At 74.1% G+C, this 2,625-nt stretch carries 3 protein-coding genes; 1 reads left to right on the forward strand and 2 read right to left on the reverse strand.

Going from position 1 to position 2,625, the window contains the following annotated elements; translation table 11 throughout:
• The coding region (locus KUTG_RS24960; protein ID WP_052395384.1) for a DNA polymerase III subunit beta at positions 1-750 on the forward strand (750 nt) is incomplete at its 5' end.
• Here the strand turns inward: KUTG_RS24960 and KUTG_RS24965 are convergent.
• The gene (locus KUTG_RS24965) at positions 747-1,550 is read right to left on the reverse strand and encodes an MBL fold metallo-hydrolase (RefSeq protein ID WP_052395385.1); all 804 of its coding nucleotides are present in this window, start codon (positions 1,548-1,550) and stop codon (positions 747-749) included. The two genes, KUTG_RS24960 and KUTG_RS24965, sit on opposite strands and share 4 nt — an antisense overlap.
• Positions 1,551-1,623: 73 nt before the next feature.
• Positions 1,624-2,478, reverse strand: a complete 855-nt coding sequence (locus KUTG_RS24970) for an NUDIX hydrolase (protein ID WP_369794653.1) — start codon at positions 2,476-2,478, stop codon at positions 1,624-1,626.
• Between the last annotated feature and the right edge of the window lie 147 nt (positions 2,479-2,625).

The raw sequence follows: 2,625 nt of genomic DNA on the forward strand, positions 1-2,625 counted from the left end.
CTGCACCCCGGCGTCGCCGAGCCGCCGGCCCGCGTCGGCGAGGTCGACGGCCCTGAGTTCGCCCGCCTGCTGTCCGTCGTCGCCTCCGTCGCCTCTCGGGACGACGCCCTGCCCATGCTCACCGGCGTGCGCCTTCGCGGCGGTCCCGGCGGTCCGCTGTCGATGGTCGCCACCGACCGCTATCGCTTGGCCATCGCCACTTTGCCGTGGACCGGTGAGTCCGAAGTGGACGCCATGGTGCCGGCTTCCCTGCTCGTCGAGGCGGCCAAGCAGGCCGCCTCCGCCGAGCGGGTCGCCCTCCACGTCGACGCGGACCGCGCCGGCCTGGTCTGGAACGACTCCGCCATCATCACCTCGCTGCTCGCCTCCACGCTGCCCGACGAGCGCAAGATCCTGCCCACCGCCGTCGACGCCACCGCCACGGTCTACGCCGACGCCCTGGCCGGCGCCGTCCGCCGCGTCGGCCTGTTCAGCGAGGGCCCCCAGATCGTCCAGCTCTCCCTCGGCGACGGCGAGATCCGCGTCCACGGCGGCGGCCAGCAGGTCGGCGAGGCTGAGGAGCTCGTCAAGGCCAGCACCACCGGCGGCCGCCCCACCCCCGCCTACCAGCTCCGCTACCTCTCCGACGCCCTCAAGGCCTTCGCCGGGCAGCAGGTCACCCTCGCCGTCCAACCCGGCCGCCGCGGCACCATGCTCACCTCCGACGGCCGCCTCCAGTACCTGGTGGTGCCGATCCGACCGCAGAGCTAGATCGACCGCAGGTACTTCAGCTGGGTGCGGACGGACCACTCCGCGGCGGGCCAGAGGGAGCGGTCGACGTCGGCGTAGACGACCTCGACGACCTGACGGGCGGTGGCATCGGGGCCGAGGTGGGCCAGGGCGGCGCGGACCTGGTTGAGGCGCTGCTCGCGGTGGGCCAGGTAGCCGCGGGCGGCGGTGCCGGCGTCGGGGAGATCGGGGCCGTGGCCGGGCAGGACGACGGTGCCGGGCGGGAGCTCGGCGAGGCGGCGCAGGGAGTCGAGGTACGGCCCGAGATCGTCGGTGACGGTGGTGCCGCGGCCGAGAACGGTGTCGCCGGTCAGCACGGCCGGCGGGGCGTCGTGTTCGAGCCAGAAGCAGAGGGAGTCGTCGGTGTGGCCGGGGGTGACGAGCACCCGGATCTCCAGGCCGGCCTGGGCGATGACGTCGCCGTCGGAGAGGCCCTCGGAGCCGAGGCGCATGGCCGGGTCCAGGGCGTGCACGGGGGCGCCGACCATCTCGGCGAAGCGGCGGGCGCCGGCGGAGTGGTCGGGGTGGCCGTGGGTGAGCAGCACGGTGCTGACGGGCCCGTGCGCGGCGACGAGGGCCAGGTGCCGCTCATCGTCGGGCCCGGGGTCGACGACAACGCATGCCTCGGAGTCGGGGGCGCGCAGGACCCAGGTGTTGGTGCCGTCGAGGGTCATCGCGGAGGGGTTGTCGGCCAGCAGCACGGCGGCCGTGGGCGTGACGCAGCGCAACAGGCCGTAGGCGGGGTGCTCGGCCCGCGCGCCGACGGCCGGACGGTCGCTCACTGCAACACCTCGCTAGCGCTCGGTGTCCGCATTCGCGGACGCACTGCGTTGAATGGCTCGCTCGCAAGCTCGCTCACCGGCCGGCCACCTCGTCGTCGGGGCCGGGGTCCAGGTGCAGCGGCGCGCGGTCGTACTCGGGGTCGCCGGGCAACACGGCGTGCAGCTTGTTGCCGCGCCGGATCACCTTGGGAATGATCTTGTCGGTGGTCTGCCGCTCCATCGCCATGGCCGCCGCCACGGTGCCGGCGTCGCGCAGCTCGGCCAGGGTCATCCAGGTCGGCGGCAGCAACCCGACCCGGCCGGCCTTCCAGTCGTCGATGGCCTCCTGCGGCCGTTGCCAGCCGGCCTGGTCGGCCTCGGTGGTGGCGCCGTCGGCGTGCTGGCCCTCGGGCAGGACGGCCAGAAAGAAGCGGGTGTCGTAGCGTCGCGGCTCCTCCGCCGGCGTGACCCAGTTGGCCCACGGTCGCAGCAGGTCGGCCCGCAGCACGAGGCCGGCGTCGGCCAGGAACTGGGCCAGCGACACCTCGCGGTTGACCAGCGCGTGCCGCACCTCGGCGTACTGGGCGGCGTCGGCGACCACGGACACGTCGTCCTTGCCGGCCAGCAGCACGCCGGACTCCTCGAAGGTCTCCCGCACGGCCGCGCACACCAGGGCCCGGGCCATGGTCGGGTCGCAGCTGAACTTGCGGCCCCACCACGCCGGCTCGGGCCCGACCCAGGCGACCGAGGTGTCCGCGTCGCGACGGTCGACGCCGCCGCCGGGGAACACGGTCATGCCGCCGGCGAACGCCATGCCGGTGACCCGACGCATCAGGAACACCTCCATGCCGGCGTCGCGCTCGCGCACAAGGGCGACGGTGGCCGCGTCCTTCGGCGTCACGGGCGGATTGGGCGGGATGTCCGGCACCATCGACTCGGGCAGCGTCAGTTCCTCGGGCAGCTGTGGCACGTCCACGAGCCTAAGGGCGAATCGGCCCGGAGCCCCGTGGGAATCGTCACGTGGAGGAAACAACTTGCGCGTGGGGACTGGATTCGGCGCCGGGGTCCTGGGGCCAGCTCGGGTGCACGCACCCGG

The sequence above is a fragment of the Kutzneria sp. 744 genome (genome assembly GCF_000568255.1).
Classification (GTDB): domain Bacteria; phylum Actinomycetota; class Actinomycetes; order Mycobacteriales; family Pseudonocardiaceae; genus Kutzneria.